The sequence below is a fragment of the Achromobacter sp. Marseille-Q0513 genome, assembly GCF_018195695.1.
Taxonomy (GTDB): domain Bacteria; phylum Pseudomonadota; class Gammaproteobacteria; order Burkholderiales; family Burkholderiaceae_B; genus Achromobacter.
Map to the genome: position 1 here is coordinate 1 of NZ_JAGTJY010000038.1, position 17,863 is coordinate 17,863.

Here is a 17,863-nt window from a genome sequence, read left to right on the forward strand (position 1 = left end):
CGCTTCGGGGGTGGGCCCTCCCCTCCGGTCCGCAGTGGCGCCCCTGGGGGAAGCGCGCAGCGCTTCGGGGGGACAGTCCTCAGCGCATGCTGATCGTCGTATTGACGCTCTTGGTGTGCGCCGACCAGCGGGCCGTGACGGTCTTGGTCTGCGTCCAGAACTGCACCGCCTGCTTGCCGTTGGGGCCCAGGTCGCCCAGCTTCGACGCGCGCGAGCCGGTGAAGCTGAACCAGGCCACCGGCACGGGGATCGGCACGTTGATACCCACCTGGCCGACGTCGATGTTGTTCTGGAAGTAGCGCGCCGCGCCGCCGTCCTGGGTGAACAGCGCCACGCCGTTGCCGTTGGGGTTGCGGTTGATGAACTCGACCGCGTCCTCCAGCGTTTCCACGCCGACCACGCACAGCACCGGGCCGAAGATCTCCTCGGTGTAGATGGTCATGTTTTCCTTCACGCCATCAAAGATCGTCGGGCCGACGAAGTTGCCTTGCTCGAAGCCCGCGACCTTGACGTTGCGGCCATCCAGCAGCAGCTTGGCGCCTTCGTCCACGCCCTTCTGGATCAGGCTTTCGACGCGCTTCCTGGCGTTGGGCGAGACCAGCGGACCCAGGTCGGCCTGGCGGTCGGTGCCGGAATTGACCTTGAGCTTCTTGGCGCGCTCGACGAAGTCGGGCAGCCAGTTGCGCGCGTCACCCACCAGCACGGCCACGGACGAGGCCATGCAGCGCTGACCGGCGGCGCCGAAGGCAGCGCCCAGCAGCTGGTTCAGCGCCACGTCCGGATCGGCGTCGGGCAGGACCACGCAGTGGTTCTTGGCGCCCATCATCGACTGGCAACGCTTGCCAGCGGCAGAGGCGCGGTTGTAGATCTCGGTGCCGACGCGGGTCGAGCCGATGAAGGACACCGCCTTGATGTCGGGATGCTCGCACAGGCCGTTGGCGATATCCGGACCGCCATGGACCACGTTCAGCACGCCCGGCGGCAGGCCGGCTTCCAGCGCCAGCTCAGCCAGGAACAGCGACGAGGTCGGATCCTGTTCGGACGGCTTGAGCACGAAGGTGTTGCCGCAGGCCACGGCGATGGGGAACATGAAGCAGGGCAGCATCACCGGGAAGTTGAACGCGGTGATGCCGGCGCACACGCCCAGCGGCTGGATCAGCGTGTAGACGTCGATGCCGGTGGCGGCGTTCTCGGCGTATTCGCCCAGCTGCAGGTTGGCGATCGAGCAGGCGTGCTCGACCACTTCCAGGCCGCGGCCGACTTCGCCCTCGGCGTCCGGCAGCGTCTTGCCGTGCTCGCGCGTGATCATCTCGGCCAGCTTGGCGGTATTGGCGCGCAGCAGGTCCTGGAACTTCAGCATGACGCGCATGCGCGCGCCCTGCCCGGCGTTGCGCCAGGTCTTGAACGCTTCCTTGGAATTGGCCACCGCCAGGTCCAGTTCCTCGCGCGTGGCGAAGGGCACCTTGGCGACGACTTCCTGCGTGGCAGGATTGATCACGTCCCGCCATTCAGTGGTCTTGGACTGCACGAGCTTGCCGCCGATCATTAGCGGAACGTGGGGGACTTCACTCATTTGATGCTCCTCGGACTGCTTGTCGTTGCGGATCGGATCCGCGTTCATGAATCATTGCGCCGGACGCGGGCCGCCAGGCCCGCGCCCGGCGCGCGGTTTACTTCTGGACCAGCGGGCAGGCCGAATCGGCCAGCGGCTGGAAGGCCTCGGCGGCCGGAATGGTCGCCACCAGCTTGGAATAATCCCAGCCGCCCTTGGATTCGGACGGCTTCTTCACTTCGTACAGGTACATATCGTGGATCACGCGGCCGTCCGGGCGGATCGAGGCGTTGCGCATGATCGGATCCTTGATGGGCAGCTCGCGCATCTTGTCGGCCACCACCTTGCCGTCGGTGCTGCCGCTGGCGGCCACCGCGCGCAGGTAGTGCAGCACGCTGGAATACACGCCTGCCTGGGTCATGGTCGGCTTCAGGCCGCGGAAGGCCTTCTCGAAGCGTCCCGACCACTGGCGCGTGGCGTCGTCATAGTCCCAGTAGAAGCCGTCCACGTAGGACAGGCCCTGGGCGGTGTCCAGCCCCAGCGCGCGCAGGTCGGACAGGAAGATCAGCAGCGACACCAGCCGCTGCCCGCCCGCCACGATGCCGAACTCGCCCGCCTGCTTGACCGCGTTGACCGTGTCCTGGCCGCCGTTGGCCAGTGCCACCACCTGCGCCTTGGAGCTCTGCGCCTGCAACAGATAGGACGCGAAGTCCGGTGCGTTCAGCGGATGGCGCACGCTGCCCGCGACCGTGCCGCCCAGGGCCTGCACGGCCTTGGCGGTGTCGGCTTCCAGGGAATGGCCGAACGCGTAGTCCACTGTGACGAAGAACCAGGACTTGCCGCCCGCCTTCACCGTGGCCTTGGCGCCGCCGGCCGACTGCGAATAGGTGTCGAACATCCAGTGAAAGCCCAGCGGCGAGCATTCCTTGTTGGTCAGCGCCGTGGTGGCCGGACCCGAGAACATCACCACCTTGTTCTTCTCGCGGGCGATGCCCTGCACCGCCAGGGCGACGGCGGAGTTGGTCAGGTCGGCGATGGCGGTGACGCCGTCGCGGTCGAACCATTCACGCGCGCGGGCGGCGCCCACGTCGGCCTTGTTCTGGTTGTCGGCCGACACCAGCTCGATCTTCATGCCCTTGCATTCCGCGGCCAGGCAGTCGTCGATGGCCAATTGCGCCGCCGCCACCGAACCCGGTCCGCCCATGCCGGCATAGGTGCCCGACATGTCGGTCAAGATACCGATCTTCACTGGCGGCTTGTCCGCGGCCAGCGCCTGTGCCGTCAGAACGGCGCCCAGACACAGTCCTGCGGCCAGCCCGCGTGCATGCGATTTCATGGATTTGTCTCCTGAGTTGTTATGCGTTGTGCGCCGTCTGTGCGGCCTGCGGCCCGGGCGGCATCAACCCCCAGGGCCTGCCGACCCAGTGTAGATGTGTGAAAATCAACAAGCAACACTAGAAATGCACATTACTTGTGCATCAATGCACATCGATACCGGGCATGAAAACCAGGGTTTCCATGCCTGCCGGGAGCGCGGCGACATGCTGGATTGGGACAGTCTCAGGTACTTTCTGGAAGTGGCGCGCACCCAGCGCGCCAGCGCCGCCGCGCGCAAGCTGGGCGTGGAGCACACCACGGTGTCGCGCCGCATCCGCGCGCTGGAGGCGGAGCTGGACACGCTGCTGTTCGAGAAATCACGCGGCGCCGGCTTCGTGCTGACCGAGGACGGCCAGCGCCTGTTCGTGCATGCCGAGCAAATGGAAAGCGCGGTGCACAGCGCCCGCGAAAACCTGTCCGGCATCGGCCAGGCGCTGTCGGGACACCTGCGCATCGGCGCGACCGAGGGCTTCGGCAGCTATGTGTTGACGCCACTGGCGGCGGACTTCCAGCGCCGCTATCCGCACATCACGCTGGATATCCTGCCGGTGCCGCGCTTCGTCAGCCTGTCCAAGCGCGAAGCCGACCTGGCCATCACCATCGAGCGGCCGCAGCGCGGTCCCTATGTCTGCAGCAAGCTGTGCGACTACACGTTGCGGCTGTACGGCACGCCCGGCTATCTGGCGCGCCATCCGCCCATCCGCTCACAGGCAGACCTGGCGGACCACACCTTCATCGGCTATGTGGACGAACTGCTGTTCAGCGAACGGCTGCGCTACCTGGAAGACCTGCTGCCGGCCAGCAAGGTGGTCCTGCGCAGCACCAGCGTGGTCGCTCAGTACCACGCTGCGCTGCAGGGCCAGTCGCTGGCCATCCTGCCCTGCTTCATCGCCGCCCAGGATCCCCGGCTCAGGCCGGTGCTGGAACAGGAAGTGGAGATCACGCGTTCGTTCTGGATGTACTGCCACGAGGACCTGCGCAAGCTCAAGCGCGTCAACGTGCTGTGGGAGTTCATCCGCAAATCGGCGCTGCGCAATGCCGGCCTGCTGGCCGGCACGCACAACGCCCTGCGCTACCTGCCCTAGGGCAGGCAGCCGCCGGGGCCTCAGGAAGCCGCGGGGCTGTTGCGCGGCGCCTTCACCCGCAGCCGGCGCATCAGCAGGAAGAACGTCAGCAGCGCCACCAGGCCGTGAATCGCCCAGACGCCCACGCCGAAGCTGAGCTTGCCGTTGGCGATCCAGGCCCGCGACAGGTTCATGAGGTTCATGTAGAGCAGGCCCACCAGGCCGGCGATCAGGATGTCGCCCGAACGCCCCAGGCGCGGATTGACCGCCCCCAGCGGAATGGCCAGCAGCGCCAGGTTCAGGGCCGCCAGCGGCAGCGACACGCGCCACATGACCTGCGACCAGCTGCTGTCGGTATTGTCGGCCATGAGCTGCCCGGTGGTGCGCGCCTTGGCGGAACGCTCGGCCGCCGCGCGCGCCTCGGCCATCGGATCGCCGCCGGCCTTGCTTTCCAGGCGCAGCCCGTACTTCTCGAAATTGACCAGCCGGATCTCCGGCGTGCCCGGCTTGAGGTCATAGCGGTGGCCGGCGCCCAGCACCAGGAAGCGGTCGCCGTTGGGCAGGGTCTCGCTGTGGGCGCTGCTGGCGCTCAGCACGCTGAGCCATTCCGGGCCGGTTTCGCGCGCGAACACGTTGCCGAGCTCGTCGGTGGGCTGGGCGGGGTCTTCGGCGAAGAACACGCGGTCGCCGCCGGCCGATTCGGCGAACTGGCCGGCCGTGACCTTGGACAAATCGGAACGCTGTTCGAAGCGCTGGTGGTATTCGCCGATCTGGCGATAGGCCCAGGGCGCGGCGAACAGGGTCAGGCCGGCCACGGCGATGGCCACGGGAATGGCCACGCGCAGCACGGGCTTGAACCAGTCGGCCAGCGACAGGCCGCTGGCGAACCACACGACCATCTCGGATTCGCGATAGTTGCGCGTCACAGTGGTGAGCACCGCGATGAAGACCGAGACCGCCAGGATGGTGGGCAGCGCCGTGATGGTGGACAGCGCCGCCAGCACCAGCACCACGTCCGCCCCGATGTTGCCCCCGGCCGCCTCGCCGAGCAAGCGCACCAGGAGCACGCTGAGCCACACGACGAGCAACGTGGAAAAGACAACGCCAGCGTGACTGGTGATCTCGCTGACGACAGAGCGTTTGAATAGAGACATGGGAGAATATGCGGGATAATCGACCGCATCATACACAGACGTACACGGGAAACCCTCATGGAATTTAGCACACAGACCACCGCTTCCCTGCACCAGATCAAAACCGCCGCGCTGGCCATCGGCGTCTTCGCGGACGGCGTGCTGAGCCCGGCCGCCGACCTGATCGACCGCGCCGCGAACGGCGCCGTGCGGGCGGTGGCCAAGACCGAATTCCGCGGCCGCGCCGGCGCCACGCTGACGCTGCGCAACCTGCCCGGCGTCACGGCGCAGCGCGTGGTGCTGGTGGGCCTGGGCAAGCAGGATGAATACTCGGCCCGCGCCCATGCCGCCGCCGAGCAGGCCTTCGCCCAGGCCTGCGTGGCCGCCCAACTGACCGAAGGCGTGTCGACCCTGATGGCCAACCCTGTCGCCGACGTGCCCGTCATCGCTCGCGCCCGCAGCGCCGCCATCGCCGCCGGCGCCGCCACCTATCACTACGACGCCAGCTTCGGCAAGCCCGACCGCGACGCTCGTCCCAAGCTCAAGAAGATCATCCAGGTCGTCGAACGTGCGGATGCCGCCCAGGCCCAGAAGGGCCTGCGCGAAGGCGCCGCCATCGCCAACGGCATGTCGCTGACGCGCGACCTGGGCAACCTGCCCGGCAATATCTGCACGCCCACCTACCTGGGCGAGACCGCCAAGCGCCTGGCCCGCGAATTCAAGTCGCTGAAGGTCGAGGTGCTGGACAAGAAGCAGGTCGAGGCCCTGGGCATGGGCTCGTTCCTGTCCGTGGCCCGCGGCTCCGATGAACCGCTGCGCTTCATCGTGCTGCGCCACGCCGGCAAGCCGGCCAAGAAGGGCGCCAAGGCCGGCGACGGCCCGATCGTGCTGGTCGGCAAGGGCATCACGTTCGACGCCGGCGGCATCTCGCTCAAGCCGGCTGCCACCATGGACGAAATGAAGTACGACATGGGCGGCGCCGCCAGCGTGCTGGGCTCGTTCCGCGCCCTGGCCGAACTGGAACTGCCGCTGGACGTGGTCGGCCTGATCCCGGCCTGCGAGAACCTGCCCAGCGGCAAGGCCAACAAGCCCGGCGACGTGGTCACCAGCATGTCGGGCCAGACCATCGAGATCCTCAACACCGACGCCGAAGGCCGCCTGGTGCTGTGCGACGCGCTGACCTACGCCGAGCGCTTCAAGCCCTCGACGGTCATCGACATCGCCACCCTCACCGGCGCCTGCGTGGTGGCGCTGGGCCACGTCAACACGGGTCTGTTCTCCAAGGACGACGCACTGGCCGAGGCCCTGGCCGCCGCCGGCCGCCAGGCCCTGGACACCGCATGGCGCCTGCCGATGGACGACGCCTACCAGGACCAGCTCAAGTCCAACTTCGCCGACATCGCCAACATCGGCGGCCCCCCGGCCGGCGCGGTCACGGCGGCGTGCTTCCTGTCGCGCTTCACCAAGGCCTACCGCTGGGCGCACCTGGACATCGCCGGCACCGCCTGGAAGGGCGGCAAGGACAAGGGTTCCACCGGCCGTCCCGTGCCGCTGCTGATGCAGTTCCTGCTGGACCAGGCTTGAGCGGCCAGGAATGGGCATGACGCGCATCGATTTCGCCTTCGGCGCGCCAGACCGCCTGCGCACGGCCTGCCAGGTGGCGCGCAAGCGCTACCTGGCGGGCCAGCGCCTGGTGGTGTATTGCCGCGACGGCTCCCGGCTGGCGTCCTTCGACCGCATGCTCTGGGCCTTCGACGATATCTCCTTCGTGCCTCATGTATTGGCCAATGACCCGCTGGCCGCCGATACGCCCGTGGTGCTGACCGCGTCCGATCCGCTCAAGGCGTCGGAAAAACTGGTCCAGGCGGGCCAGCCGCAACCCTGGCTGCTCAACCTGGACGACGAGTGCCCGCCCGGTTTCGAGGGCTTCGAACGCCTGCTGGAAATCGTCTCCGACGAGCCCGATGACAAGCAGGCCGCGCGCCAGCGCTGGCGCGTCTACCAGAACGCGGGCCACGCTCCGCACAGCCACGATCTCAGCCGCCTGCCAGACGCCTGAGCCGCCGCTCGCGGCGGCCCAGGCATTTTCGCCATCGGGAGTCTCCATGCCCCCCCATTCCTACGACCCCGGCATCCCTACCCTCACCCAGCGGGTCGGACCGCCGCATGACGACGCGCCGGCGCCCGTGGAGCCGCCACGGCCGCCCGCCGCGCCTGTCGGCGACGACGACGCCTTTCCCGTGCTGACCGAGATCGCCCCGGATCCTGCGCCGCCCGCGCCCGTCCCGGTGGCGCCTGTCTCGGTGCCGTCTGTCTACGTGGCGCCAGCCCCTGCGACGCCTGTCGCCGCCGCGCCGGCCACCTCGGCTGCCCAGCCTGCCGCGCCCTGGACGATGCCTGCATCCGCCCCCTTCCAGGCCGTCGACGACGATACGCCCGCCGTGGCGTCCCCCGAGGCCTCGGTGCTGGCCGCCCGGCTGCAGGCTGAAGTCGAGCAACTGATGCGGGCCGCCCTGGCCGATGCGGTGGCGCATCTGCAGGCCCGCATGGACGCCGAGCTGCCCGCGATCGTCGACCGGGTGCTGCGCGAAGTCCGCCGGGGCTGATGCCGCTTCGGCGTTCCACGCCTGACTGGATTCTTAAGGGAACTGTAAGGTATCCTTTGCATCTAAGCATTCGAGGCAATCCCTTTTTGCCGCACACAGGAGTTTTTCCATGAACGAATATCGTCCGTCCCCTTTTAACCGTTCTGGCGAGCTCGCCGGCGCGCCGGGCGAAGTCGTCCGCAACAAGGTCCTGCGCAATACGTACTGGCTCTTGGCCCTGTCGCTGATCCCGACCGTGCTGGGCGCGGCCGTCGGCCTCTATACCGGCATCAACCGCGTCATGGGCGCCAGCCCCGGCCTGTCGGCCATCGTCTTCCTGGTGGGCGCCTTCGGCATGATGTTCGCCATCGAGAAGAACAAGAACAACTCGCTCGGCGTGGTCCTGCTGCTGGCCTTCACGTTCTTCATGGGCGTCATGCTGTCGCGCCTGCTGGGCTTCGTGATGGGCATGAGCAACGGCTCGCAGCTGGTCATGACGGCCTTCGGCGGCACCGCGATCGTGTTCGGCACCATGGCCACGCTGGCCACGACCATCAAGCGCGATCTGTCGGGCATGCAGAAGTTCCTGTTCATGGGCGCCGTGGTCATCCTGGTCGCCGCGCTGGCCAACATCTTCCTGCAGCTGCCCGCGCTGATGCTGACCATCTCCGTGATGGCCATCGTGATCTTCTCGGCCTTCATGCTGGTGGACCTGCAGCGCGTGGTCAACGGCGGCGAAACCAACTACGTTTCCGCCACGCTGGCCATCTACCTGGACGTGTACAACGTCTTCTCGAACCTGCTGATGCTGCTGGGCATCTTCGGCGGCAACCGCGAATAACGGCTGCGCCTGATCCCAACCAAGGCCTGCATTGCGATGCAGGCCTTTTTTTCGTCCGCGCGCGGACTGAGCCTGGCCTCGCGCCCGCGCAGGTATTCGAAAAAAGAGAACAACAATATCAAAACCCCGAACATCTCCGGCAGGCTCGCGCTCCACAATGACGCCACCAACAAAACATCAAGGGGAATCGTCATGAAACGCGCAGCCGGCCTTGCCGCCCTGCTTCTTTGCCTGGCCGCCCAGTCCGCGGCGGCCGGGTATCCCGAGCGCGCGATCACGCTGATCGTGCCCGCCGCCGCCGGCGGCAATGCCGACATCACCGCCCGTCTGGTCGGCCAGGAAATGAGCAAGCTGCTGGGCCAGCCCGTGGTGGTCGAAAACCGCGTCGGCGCCGGCGGCCGCATCGGCACCCAGGCCTTGGTGCGCGCCCCCGCCGACGGCTATACCATCGGCTACGCCCACGTCGGCACGCTGGTCCTGCATCGCTACCTGTTCAAGCAACAGCTCTACGATCTGGACCGCGACCTGGCGCCCATCGGCCTGGTCACCGAGACGCCCAACGTCATCGTGGTCAACGCCGCATCGCCCTACCGCGACCTGAAGAGCTTCATCGACGCCAGCCGCGCCCAACCCGACAAGCTGACCATGACCTCGGCGGACCCCGGCACCACCAGCGAAGTCGGCGTCAAGCTGTTCGTCGCGCAAACGGGCGCGGCAGTGCGCCAGATTCCGTACAAGGCCACGGCGGCGCAGCTGTCGGACCTGCTGGGCGGACACGTCGATTCGATGATGGAGAACCTGCCGCCCCTGATCGGCAACCTGAAGGACGGACGCCTGCGCGCGCTGGCCGTCACCACCCGGCAGCGTGCGGCCTCCAATCCCGACGTGCCTACCGTGGCCGAGCAAGGCTACCCGGACTACGAGCAATCCGCCTGGAGCGCGCTGGTGGCGCCGGCCGGCACGCCGCCCGCCGTGCTGACCCGGCTCAACGACGCGCTCAACCAGGCCCTGCGCGCCGACGGCGTGGTCCGCGAATTGCGCAGCCGCTCGCAGGAACCGCTGGGCGGCGCGCCGCAGGACGTGCAAGCCCAGATCAAGAAGGAACTGCCCCGATGGGAGAACATCATCAAGGCCGCGGGCACCACGCTCGACTGACCATGCAACGCCCGATGACGACAGGAGCCCCCGCATGACCACAGTGACCCGCGAGGACTTTTCGTGCGCGGCCGCGACCGATGAATCCGCCTATCGCCGCGTCACGGTGCCGGTGCTGCGCATCGACGCCGGCCCCGGCCCCGCCGTCGCGCTGATGGCCGGCGTGCATGGCGACGAATGGGAAGGCCAGGCCGCGATCCTGGAACTCTGGCATCAATTGCCCGGGATCCTGAACCGCGGCACGGTCTATCTGCTGCCCGCCGCCAACGCCGAAGCCTCGCTGGCTGGTCGCCGCCTGTCGCCCAACGACGGCGGCAATCTCAATCGAGCGTTCCTCGGCCACCCTGCGCGCGGCTACACCGAAAGCGTGGCGGCCGCCCTGGAGGCGAAACTGCTGCCGCGCGTACAGGCGCTGGTGGACGTGCACAGCGGCGGCGCATCGCTGCGCTACCTGCCGTCCTCGGTGATCACGCGTTATGGCCAGGACGCGCTCGATCCGCGCCTGCCGGCGCTGGCACGCGCCTTCGGCCTGCCTCATTGCATCTTCTTTCGCGGCACGGAAGCCGGTTCCATGCCGGCCGCCGCCAGCCGTCACGGCGTGCTGAGGCTGAGCGCGGAAATCGGCGGCGGCGCCGAAACCGGCCAGGCGCTGGTCGATCGCTGCCGTGAAGGCCTGCTCGGCTGCCTGAACGAGCTGGGCCTGCTGGACCGTGAACTCGCGCGCCCGGATCCGCCGGCCCTGTACGACCTTGACGCCCCCGCCGCGACCTTGCGCGCGCACGGGCCCGGCGTCTTCATTCCAGGCGTCGAGCTTGGCCAGCGTATCTCCGCGCGTCAGCGCGTGGGCCGGCTGATCGAACCCGCACGCCCCGACATGCCAGCGCACACCCTGCTCAGCCCGCAAGCGGGCACGGTGCTGTGCCTGCGCGCCATCGCCCGCAGCGATGACGGCGACTGCCTGTTGCAGGCGGCGCCGGCGTTGCCCCTGGACTCCCTTTCCTCGCTGTACTGACCCATGCTGATGAATCCCGCTTTATCCGGCCTGCGCTGCATCCGCTGCACGACGCTGTTTCCCCCGGGCGACTATCCCGAAGGCTGCCCGTCCTGCCTCGAAGCCGGTCATCCGGCCTCGCTGGAATGCGTCTACACGCCGTCGACATCGAGTGTGATGCCCTTGCCGGTGCTGCATCCGATCACGCTGGGCGAAGGCGGCACGCCCTGCCTGGAGTCGTCCGTCCTGGCCCAGGCGGAAGGCGTGGGCAGGCTGTGGCTCAAATGCGAGAGCGCCAATCCCACCGGCAGCCACAAGGACCGCATGGCGGCCCAGCTCGTGTCGCGCGCCAGGCTGGCCGGCGCTACCCGCGTGGCGGCCGCGTCCAGCGGCAATGCGGGCGTTTCCCTGGCCGCCTACTGCGCCGCCGCCGGCCTGCAGGCCGAGATCGCCATCACCCGCAACTGCCCGACGCTGCAGCGCGAGGCCATGCAGCGTTTCGGCGCCCATCTCACCGCGTTCGACGACAGCCTGGCCCGCTGGCCGCACGTGGCCCAGCTATGCCGCGAACAAGGCGCCTTCGCCGGCACCAACTACCTGAACCCGCCCACGGGCACCCATGCCTATGGCGTGGAAGGCTACAAGCCGATTGCGCGGGAGATCTTCGACCATTGCGGCCTGCCCACGGATGTCATCGTGCCCACCGCGCGCGGCGATCTGCTGTGGGGCGTGCTGCTGGGTTGGCAGGAGCTGCACAGGCAGGGACTGATTCCGCGACTGCCGCGCATGCACGCGGTGGAGCCCTATGCACGCCTGTCGCGCGCCCTGCAGACCGGGGACGCGCGCGGGCTGTGGGAAGCGGGCACGGACCAATATTCCATCGCCGGCGGCACCACCACGCTGCAATCGCTGCAGGCGCTGGCGCGTTCAGGCGGACTGCCCGTGGATGTGTCCGATGCCGCGGCGGCCCAGGCGCAGCAGCGGCTGGAACGGATGGGGCTGGCCACGGAGCTGTCCTCGGCGGCGGCGCTGGCGGCCGTCACGCGGCTGCGACGCTCGGGCATGCTCGACGCCGAGTCGTCGGTCGTGCTGATCCTGACTTCGGACGGCCGGCGCGGCTGAGTCCAGCGGGCCCGCGCGCGATGGCGTGCACACGTATTCGCGATGGCTCGCCCGCGCACCGCCGGGCCCGCATCGCCAGGCGCTAGACGCCGTAGCGCTCCGTCAAGGGCGCCAGCGCGGCGCGCAGGCAGGTCGCCCAGAACTTGCCGGCCTCCGACAGCGGCCGGCTGCCGTGCAGGATCATGTGGCATTCGAAATGCACCGGCGCGGCCAGCGGCCGGAAGGCCAGCCCAGCGGCTTCCATGCCCACGGCCGTGGCCGGATTGGCGATGCCCACGCCGTGGCCGGCCAACGCCAGCTGGCAGACCGTGCTGGAGTACGGCGTCTCGATGCTGATGCGCAGCGCCTGCCCGGACTGCCGCAACAAGGCATCCAGCCGCTTGCGCGACGCGTCCTCCGCGTTCAACGCGATCACATCGGCGTCGGCCAGCTGCGCGAATTCGACCTGTTCCAGCCGGGTCAGCGTATGGTCCCTGGGAAACACCGCCACCGCCTGGAGACTGGCCAGGCGATGACCGCGCAGTCCCTCCAGCTCCGACTCGTCGGCCACGGCGGCCAGGTCCAGTTCGCCCGACACGACCATGTCGCGCAAGGTATTGGAATCGCGGATCTGCAGGTATAGCGGCGTGTCGGGATAGCGGACGCGGAAGCGCGCGATGGTATCGCTGACAATGGCGCCACTGTAGGCATGGATGCAGCCGACGCGCAGGCGCGGCTGGGCCGAGCCGCGTATCGCGCGGATCTTGCGGCCCAGGCTCTCCAGGCCGACGTTCAGGCGCCGGATCTCTTCATACAGCAGCGTGGCTTCGGGCGTGCGGTGCATGCGCTGGCGCACGCGCTCGAACAGGCGCATCTCGATGCTGGCCTCCAGCGCGGCCAGCGTGGCGCTGACGGTCGCGGGCGACAGGTCCAGCCGTCGGGCCGCGGCGGTCACGCTTTCGGTTTCGTAGACCGTGCGGAAGGTCTCCACCTGCTTGAGCGTGAACCCCATGGCGCCGCCGGCTTCAGATGCGCTGCAGGTCGAGCAGCACGCGGCGCGTGGACAGCGGCCGCCCCGCCAGGATCTCGGCCAGGCGCTCGCGCAGGTCGCGCCGCAAGCCTGGCTCGATGGCAGGGTCGTCGAAATCGGGCGGATCCTCGTCCACGCCGTAGCCGGTCTCGCGCAGCAGGGTCCATTCAAAGCGGCGTAGCGCGCCCGCCGCGCGGGTGCCGCCGGACAGCTGCTGCAACGCCATGTCGTAGGCGTCGTACAGCAGCGGATGCGCGTCTTCGCGCGGCAGCAGGCGCAGCAGCAGCTCGTTCATGTACCAGGCGGACATCAGCGCGGTGCCGCCCAGCGGGCGTATGCCCATGATTTCCGCGCGGGTCAGCGTCTTGACCTCGCCATTGCCGGTCCAGGACAGCAGCAGGGGCTGGAAGGCCGACAGCACGGGGCGCAGCACCGAATACGGGCGCTTGGCGCCCTTGGCGACCATGGCCACACAGCCATGATCGCGCGAGAAGGTTTGAACGATGAGGGAAGTCTCACGCCACGCCGTGGCGTGCAGCATGAATCCTGGGCGGTCCTGGACGCGAGGCGCCCGTTTACTCATAACCCAGATCGCGCAGCGCGCCTTCGCGATCGGACCAGCCCTTGCGCACCTTGATATAGACCTCGAGGTGGACCGTCTTGTCGAGCAGCTTGGCGATATCCTGGCGCGCCTCGGTGGCGATGCGCTTCATGTGCATGCCGCCGGCGCCCAGCAGGATGGGCTTGTGGCTGTCGCGCTCGACCACGACACAGGCGGCAATGCGCGCGCCCTTGTCGTTCTCTTCCCATTGCTCGATAACCACGGTACAGCCGTAGGGCAGTTCATCGCCCACCAGACGGAAGATCTTCTCGCGCACCAGCTCGGCGGCGATGAAGCGCATGGGACGGTCGGTCAGCGTGTCCTCTTCGAACATCGGTTCGCCTTCGGGCAGGCGCGCGGCGATTTCCTGCAGCAGCTGATCCAGCTGCTGGTTCTTGGTCGCGCTGACCGGCACCACGGCGCCGAACGGATGCAGCGCCATGATCTTGCTGACGAAGGCGAACAGGTCGTCGCGGTTCTTCAGCGCGTCGATCTTGCTGACGACCAGAATCGTGCGCTCGGGCGCAGGCAGCAGCGGCAGCAGCTTGGCATCGCCTTCCGACCACTTGCCGGCCTCGACCACATGCACCACGACGTCCACGTCGGCCAGCGCCTGCGTCACGACCCGGTTCATCATGCGGTTCATGGCGCCGCCATGGCGGGTCTGGAACCCGGGCGTGTCCACGAACACGAACTGCTCGTGCTCGCGGGTCAGCACGCCATGTATGCGATGGCGCGTGGTCTGCGCCTTGCGCGACACGATGGAGATCTTGGAGCCGATGAGGGCATTGGTCAGCGTGGACTTGCCCACATTGGGGCGGCCAACGATGGCGACGAAACCGGTGCGGAAAGGGGTATTGCTCATTTAGTCTCTTGAGCCACTGCCACGGGCAGCGACAATTGCGCGGTCTTGCGCGCCTTGCCCGACTTGCGGGCGGCTTTCGTGGCCGGGCTGACGGCCTGCGCGGCCTCCAGCGCCAGCTTGGCCGCCGATTGCTCGGCGGCGCGGCGGCTGGCGCCAGGCGCCGTCACCTTGATTTCCAGCGCCGGAATGGCGCATTCGACCTCGAACTGCTGGCTGTGGGCCGCGCCGTGGGTGGCCACCACCGTGTACAACGGCAGCGCCATCTTGCGGCCCTGCAGGAATTCCTGCAGCAGGGTCTTGGCGTCCTTGCCCAGGGTCTTGGGATCGACGCTGGCCAGCACCGGCTGGTACTGGCGCGCGATCACGCGCCGCGCGGCGTCGAAGCCGGCGTCGAGGAACACGGCGCCGAACAGCGCTTCTACCGTATCGGCCAGGATGGACGGCCGGCGGAAACCGCCGCTCTTCAATTCACCCTCGCCCAGGCGCAGATACTGCGACAGCTCCAGTTTCTGCGCGATATCGGCCAGCGACGCCTGCTTGACCAGATTGGCCCGCAGGCGCGACAGGTCGCCCTCGTCGATCTTGGCGAAGCGCTCGAACAGCATGGCGGCCACGACGAAATTCAGCACGGAATCCCCAAGGAATTCCAACCGCTCGTTATGGCGCGCGCCGTGGCTGCGATGCGTCAGCGCCTGTTCGAGCAAAGCCGGATCGCTGAAATGGTGATCCAGGCGGTTTTCTAGCGTGGCTAGCGACATAATCAGTTGAATCGGCCGATGCGGCTCAGATCGCTGAAATTCATCCAGATGAAGAACGCCTTGCCGACGATGTTGGCTTCTGGAACGAAGCCCCAATACCGGCTGTCAGCGCTGTTGTCCCGATTATCGCCCATGGCGAAATACTGCCCCTCGGGTACTTTGCAGCGTACTCCATTGCGGCTGTATTGGCAGTTCCCGAGGTTGGGAAACGGATACTGCGGCCCGAGTTCCTGCATTTTTCCTTCATCGAGCAGGATCTTGTGCTCAACGTCGCCCAATTTCTCTTTGTATTGTGCGATATAAGAGACACGGTCAGGCTCGAAATAGTCGCCGTCCCGGGCATGCGTCACCAATTCGCCATTGATGTACAGCTTCTTGTCCAGGTAAGCGATCTCGTCGCCCGGCAGGCCGACCACGCGCTTGATGTAGTCCACGTCCGGATCCACCGGATAGCGGAACACGAACACGTCGCCGCGCTGCGGCTTGCCAATATCGACGACCTTCTTGTCGAGGACGGGCAGACGCAGGCCATAGCTGAATTTGTTCACCAGGATGAGGTCGCCGGATTGCAGCGTGGGCAGCATCGAACCCGACGGAATGCGGAACGGCTCGACCACGAACGAGCGCAGCATGAACACGAACAGGATCACGGGAAAGAAGCTGACCGCGTACTCGATCCACCACGGCATGCGCCGCGCCTCGTCGCCGGCTTCACGCCGCAGGCGCTCGGCTTCCTGCGAGTCGCCGATAACGGCCGCGTCATATTGGGCCATGGCGGCCTGGGCGCGATTTTCGCGCCCCCGGCGCAGCACGGCCAGGTCGAGCACCCAGATTGCGCCGGTCAGGACCAGCAGCACGAACAGGATCAGGGCAAAGTTCCAACTCATCAGCTAACCGCCTTATTCGGGTTCTATTTGTCTTCCACCTGCAGGATGGCCAGGAAGGCCTCTTGCGGAATCTCGACGCTACCGACCTGCTTCATGCGCTTCTTGCCGGCCTTCTGCTTTTCGAGCAGCTTCTTCTTGCGGGAGATGTCGCCGCCATAGCACTTGGCCAGCACGTTCTTGCGCAGCGCCTTGACGTTCTCGCGCGCAATGATCTCGGCGCCGATGGCGGCCTGGATCACCACGTCGAACATCTGGCGCGGAATCAGTCCGCGCATGCGCGTGACCACATCGCGGGCGCGATGGCGGGCGTTGCTGCGGTGGACGATCACGGCCAGCGCGTCGACGCGGTCGTTGTTGATCAGCAGGTCCACGCGCACCACGTCGGCCGAGCGGTACTCCAGGAACTCGTAGTCCATCGAGGCGTAGCCACGCGACACCGACTTGAGCTTGTCGAAGAAGTCCAGCACGATCTCGGCCAGCGGGATCTCGTACACCAGGTGCACCTGGCGGCCGTGATAGCTCATGTTGACCTGCACGCCGCGCTTGTTGTTGCACAGGGTCATGACCGGACCGACGTAGTCCTGCGGCATGAACAGCGTGACCTTCACGATCGGCTCGCGGATGTCGGCGATCTTGCCGACTTCCGGCATGCGCGACGGGCTTTCGACCGTGATGATGGAACCGTCGCGCTGCTCGACTTCGTACACCACCGACGGCGCGGTGGTGATGATGTCCATGTCGAATTCGCGCTCCAGGCGCTCCTGCACGATTTCCATGTGCAGCAGGCCCAGGAAGCCGCAGCGGAAGCCAAAGCCCAGCGCCTGCGACACTTCCGGCTCGAACATCAGCGCGGCGTCGTTCAGCTTGAGCTTGTCCAGCGAATCGCGCAGCTGGTCGTATTCCGAGCTTTCGACCGGGTACAGGCCGGCGAACACCTGCGGCTTGACTTCCTTGAAGCCCGGCAGCGGCGCGGCCGCCGGCTTGTTGGCCAGCGTGACCGTGTCGCCGACCTTGGCGTCTTCGAGCTGCTTGATGCCGGCGATGATGAAGCCCACCTCGCCCGCCGACAGGTGCGGACGCTGCTGCGACTTCGGCGTGAACACGCCGGTCTGCTCGCACAGGTGGGTGGCGCCGGAGGCCATCAGCAGGATCTTGTCCTTGGGCTTGAGCATGCCGTTGACGATGCGCACCAGCATCACCACGCCCACGTAGTTGTCGAACCACGAGTCGATGATCAGCGCCTGCAGCGGCGCCTCGGGATCCCCCTTGGGCGCCGGCACGCGGGCCACGATGGATTCCAGGATCTCGTCGATGCCCATGCCGGTCTTGGCGCTGGCCAGCACCGCTTGCGAGGCGTCGATGCCGATCACGTCCTCGACTTCCTGGCGCGCGCCTTCGGGATCGGCCTGCGGCAGGTCCATCTTGTTCAGCACCGGCATCACTTCCACGCCCAGCTCGATGGCGGTGTAGCAGTTCGCCACGGTCTGCGCCTCGACCCCTTGGGAGGCGTCCACCACCAGCAGCGCGCCCTCGCAGGCGGACAACGAACGGCTGACTTCGTACGAGAAGTCGACGTGTCCCGGAGTGTCGATGAGGTTCAGGTTGTAGACCTTGCCGTCCTGCGCCTTGTAATGCAGGGCGGCCGTCTGGGCCTTGATGGTGATGCCGCGTTCGCGTTCGATTTCCATGGAATCGAGCACCTGCGCGGACATTTCGCGATCCGCCAATCCGCCGCAGCGTTGGATCAGGCGATCGGCCAGGGTCGATTTGCCGTGATCGATGTGGGCGATGATGGAGAAGTTGCGAATATGCTGCATGCTTGAGTTTAAAAGGGACGGAACACTCGACACAGAACGCTCAGCGCCTGGCCGGAAGACACCGCCGCCGGAATACGCACGGCTGACGAGATGCGCCCTGGGGCGG

At 67.2% G+C, this 17,863-nt stretch carries 17 protein-coding genes; 8 read left to right on the plus strand and 9 right to left on the minus strand.

Features of this window, described 5'->3' with window-relative positions:
* Positions 1 to 79: 79 nt before the first annotated feature.
* On the minus strand, positions 80 to 1,573 hold the full coding sequence (locus KDH83_RS10605) for a CoA-acylating methylmalonate-semialdehyde dehydrogenase (protein WP_103276359.1): 1,494 nt from the start codon (positions 1,571 to 1,573) through the stop codon (positions 80 to 82).
* A gap of 97 nt (positions 1,574 to 1,670) precedes the next feature.
* Positions 1,671 to 2,888, minus strand: coding sequence for an ABC transporter substrate-binding protein (locus tag KDH83_RS10610; protein WP_212315248.1), 1,218 nt, complete (start codon positions 2,886 to 2,888; stop codon positions 1,671 to 1,673).
* Positions 2,889 to 3,093: 205 nt separating this feature from the next.
* Here KDH83_RS10610 and KDH83_RS10615 point away from each other — a divergent pair, with 205 nt between their 5' ends.
* Positions 3,094 to 4,014: a LysR family transcriptional regulator gene (locus tag KDH83_RS10615; RefSeq protein ID WP_212315327.1), complete on the plus strand. Its 921-nt coding sequence runs from the start codon at positions 3,094 to 3,096 to the stop codon at positions 4,012 to 4,014.
* Between the two features lie 20 nt (positions 4,015 to 4,034).
* Here the strand turns inward: KDH83_RS10615 and lptF are convergent, their stop codons facing one another.
* Positions 4,035 to 5,147, minus strand: coding sequence for an LPS export ABC transporter permease LptF (gene lptF, locus KDH83_RS10620; RefSeq protein ID WP_212315253.1), 1,113 nt, complete (start codon positions 5,145 to 5,147; stop codon positions 4,035 to 4,037).
* Between the two features lie 57 nt (positions 5,148 to 5,204).
* Here lptF and KDH83_RS10625 point away from each other — a divergent pair, with 57 nt between their 5' ends.
* From KDH83_RS10625 to KDH83_RS10655, 7 genes are all read left to right on the plus strand, one after another.
* On the plus strand, positions 5,205 to 6,710 hold the full coding sequence (locus KDH83_RS10625; RefSeq protein ID WP_212315256.1) for a leucyl aminopeptidase: 1,506 nt from the start codon (positions 5,205 to 5,207) through the stop codon (positions 6,708 to 6,710).
* 16 nt (positions 6,711 to 6,726) lie between these two features.
* Positions 6,727 to 7,185: a DNA polymerase III subunit chi gene (locus KDH83_RS10630; protein WP_212315259.1), complete on the plus strand. Its 459-nt coding sequence runs from the start codon at positions 6,727 to 6,729 to the stop codon at positions 7,183 to 7,185.
* Positions 7,186 to 7,231: 46 nt separating this feature from the next.
* A complete protein-coding gene (locus KDH83_RS10635) occupies positions 7,232 to 7,732 on the plus strand; it encodes a hypothetical protein (RefSeq protein ID WP_212315262.1) in 501 nt (166 codons plus the stop codon).
* A gap of 109 nt (positions 7,733 to 7,841) precedes the next feature.
* Entirely contained in the window at positions 7,842 to 8,552 is a 711-nt protein-coding gene (locus KDH83_RS10640) for a Bax inhibitor-1/YccA family protein (protein WP_212315265.1), read from the plus strand.
* Between the two features lie 192 nt (positions 8,553 to 8,744).
* On the plus strand, positions 8,745 to 9,707 hold the full coding sequence (locus KDH83_RS10645) for a tripartite tricarboxylate transporter substrate binding protein (RefSeq protein WP_212315268.1): 963 nt from the start codon (positions 8,745 to 8,747) through the stop codon (positions 9,705 to 9,707).
* 34 nt (positions 9,708 to 9,741) lie between these two features.
* A complete protein-coding gene (locus KDH83_RS10650; protein ID WP_212315271.1) occupies positions 9,742 to 10,719 on the plus strand; it encodes a succinylglutamate desuccinylase/aspartoacylase family protein in 978 nt (325 codons plus the stop codon).
* 3 nt (positions 10,720 to 10,722) lie between these two features.
* Positions 10,723 to 11,820: a pyridoxal-phosphate dependent enzyme gene (locus KDH83_RS10655; protein ID WP_212315274.1), complete on the plus strand. Its 1,098-nt coding sequence runs from the start codon at positions 10,723 to 10,725 to the stop codon at positions 11,818 to 11,820.
* 82 nt (positions 11,821 to 11,902) lie between these two features.
* On the opposite strand, the gene KDH83_RS10660 is transcribed toward KDH83_RS10655, so the two are convergent.
* From KDH83_RS10660 to lepA, 6 genes are read right to left on the minus strand one after another with little or no spacing between them, the layout of a single operon-like run.
* On the minus strand, positions 11,903 to 12,811 hold the full coding sequence (locus tag KDH83_RS10660) for a LysR family transcriptional regulator (protein ID WP_212315277.1): 909 nt from the start codon (positions 12,809 to 12,811) through the stop codon (positions 11,903 to 11,905).
* A 13-nt stretch (positions 12,812 to 12,824) separates the two neighbouring features.
* Positions 12,825 to 13,412: a DNA repair protein RecO gene (recO, locus tag KDH83_RS10665; protein ID WP_212315279.1), complete on the minus strand. Its 588-nt coding sequence runs from the start codon at positions 13,410 to 13,412 to the stop codon at positions 12,825 to 12,827.
* On the minus strand, positions 13,405 to 14,295 hold the full coding sequence (gene era, locus KDH83_RS10670) for a GTPase Era (RefSeq protein WP_103273146.1): 891 nt from the start codon (positions 14,293 to 14,295) through the stop codon (positions 13,405 to 13,407). Before era ends, recO begins: the two co-directional genes overlap by 8 nt.
* Complete coding sequence (gene rnc / locus KDH83_RS10675; RefSeq protein ID WP_212315281.1) at positions 14,292 to 15,053, minus strand: ribonuclease III; 762 nt, start codon at positions 15,051 to 15,053, stop codon at positions 14,292 to 14,294. The genes era and rnc overlap by 4 nt, the downstream gene beginning before the upstream one ends.
* A 2-nt stretch (positions 15,054 to 15,055) precedes the next feature.
* Positions 15,056 to 15,940, minus strand: a complete 885-nt coding sequence (lepB, locus tag KDH83_RS10680; RefSeq protein WP_212315283.1) for a signal peptidase I — start codon at positions 15,938 to 15,940, stop codon at positions 15,056 to 15,058.
* Between the two features lie 23 nt (positions 15,941 to 15,963).
* Positions 15,964 to 17,757, minus strand: a complete 1,794-nt coding sequence (gene lepA, locus KDH83_RS10685; RefSeq protein WP_212315291.1) for a translation elongation factor 4 — start codon at positions 17,755 to 17,757, stop codon at positions 15,964 to 15,966.
* Positions 17,758 to 17,863: the final 106 nt, after the last annotated feature.

Coding starts and splice junctions, on each gene's coding strand:
- KDH83_RS10605 (WP_103276359.1), bottom strand. CDS start 1,573: ATGAGTGAAGTCCCCCACGTTCCGCTAATGATCGGCGGCAAGCTCGTG.
- KDH83_RS10610 (WP_212315248.1), bottom strand. CDS start 2,888: ATGAAATCGCATGCACGCGGGCTGGCCGCAGGACTGTGTCTGGGCGCC.
- KDH83_RS10615 (WP_212315327.1), top strand. CDS start 3,094: ATGCTGGATTGGGACAGTCTCAGGTACTTTCTGGAAGTGGCGCGCACC.
- lptF (WP_212315253.1), bottom strand. CDS start 5,147: ATGTCTCTATTCAAACGCTCTGTCGTCAGCGAGATCACCAGTCACGCT.
- KDH83_RS10625 (WP_212315256.1), top strand. CDS start 5,205: ATGGAATTTAGCACACAGACCACCGCTTCCCTGCACCAGATCAAAACC.
- KDH83_RS10630 (WP_212315259.1), top strand. CDS start 6,727: ATGACGCGCATCGATTTCGCCTTCGGCGCGCCAGACCGCCTGCGCACG.
- KDH83_RS10635 (WP_212315262.1), top strand. CDS start 7,232: ATGCCCCCCCATTCCTACGACCCCGGCATCCCTACCCTCACCCAGCGG.
- KDH83_RS10640 (WP_212315265.1), top strand. CDS start 7,842: ATGAACGAATATCGTCCGTCCCCTTTTAACCGTTCTGGCGAGCTCGCC.
- KDH83_RS10645 (WP_212315268.1), top strand. CDS start 8,745: ATGAAACGCGCAGCCGGCCTTGCCGCCCTGCTTCTTTGCCTGGCCGCC.
- KDH83_RS10650 (WP_212315271.1), top strand. CDS start 9,742: ATGACCACAGTGACCCGCGAGGACTTTTCGTGCGCGGCCGCGACCGAT.
- KDH83_RS10655 (WP_212315274.1), top strand. CDS start 10,723: ATGCTGATGAATCCCGCTTTATCCGGCCTGCGCTGCATCCGCTGCACG.
- KDH83_RS10660 (WP_212315277.1), bottom strand. CDS start 12,811: ATGGGGTTCACGCTCAAGCAGGTGGAGACCTTCCGCACGGTCTACGAA.
- recO (WP_212315279.1), bottom strand. CDS start 13,412: ATGAGTAAACGGGCGCCTCGCGTCCAGGACCGCCCAGGATTCATGCTG.
- era (WP_103273146.1), bottom strand. CDS start 14,295: ATGAGCAATACCCCTTTCCGCACCGGTTTCGTCGCCATCGTTGGCCGC.
- rnc (WP_212315281.1), bottom strand. CDS start 15,053: ATGTCGCTAGCCACGCTAGAAAACCGCCTGGATCACCATTTCAGCGAT.
- lepB (WP_212315283.1), bottom strand. CDS start 15,940: ATGAGTTGGAACTTTGCCCTGATCCTGTTCGTGCTGCTGGTCCTGACC.
- lepA (WP_212315291.1), bottom strand. CDS start 17,757: ATGCAGCATATTCGCAACTTCTCCATCATCGCCCACATCGATCACGGC.